Annotated in this window: 1 protein-coding gene; it reads left to right on the forward strand. The window is 71.9% G+C overall.

Annotated features, from left to right (window positions below; genetic code table 11):
* On the forward strand, window positions 1-253 hold a 253-nt coding region (locus SB773_RS33330), incomplete at both ends, for a hypothetical protein (RefSeq protein WP_410594726.1).

Consider the following 253-nt stretch of genomic DNA (forward strand, 5'->3'; position numbering starts at 1 on the left):
TGACGTCTCGCGCGGCGCCGTCGTGTTCCGCGCCGAGGTGCCGGCACTCGGGTACCGGCTCTACCGCCTCCGTCCCGGTCCCGGCCCTGGCGTCGTCTCCGCTGCCGGTTCGGGTCCGGTCTCCGGCGGCCTGACCGTCACCGCGGACACCCTCGAGAACGACCACGTCCGCATCCGCATCGACCAGGAGACCGGCTGGATCTCGTCCTACCTGGTCAAGGCGACGGGCGTGGATGTGATGGCCGGGGTCGAC

Origin of the sequence: Bacillus sp. SIMBA_074 (genome assembly GCF_046534555.1) — a bacterium.
Lineage (GTDB): Bacteria > Bacillota > Bacilli > Bacillales > Bacillaceae_G > Bacillus_A > Bacillus_A mycoides.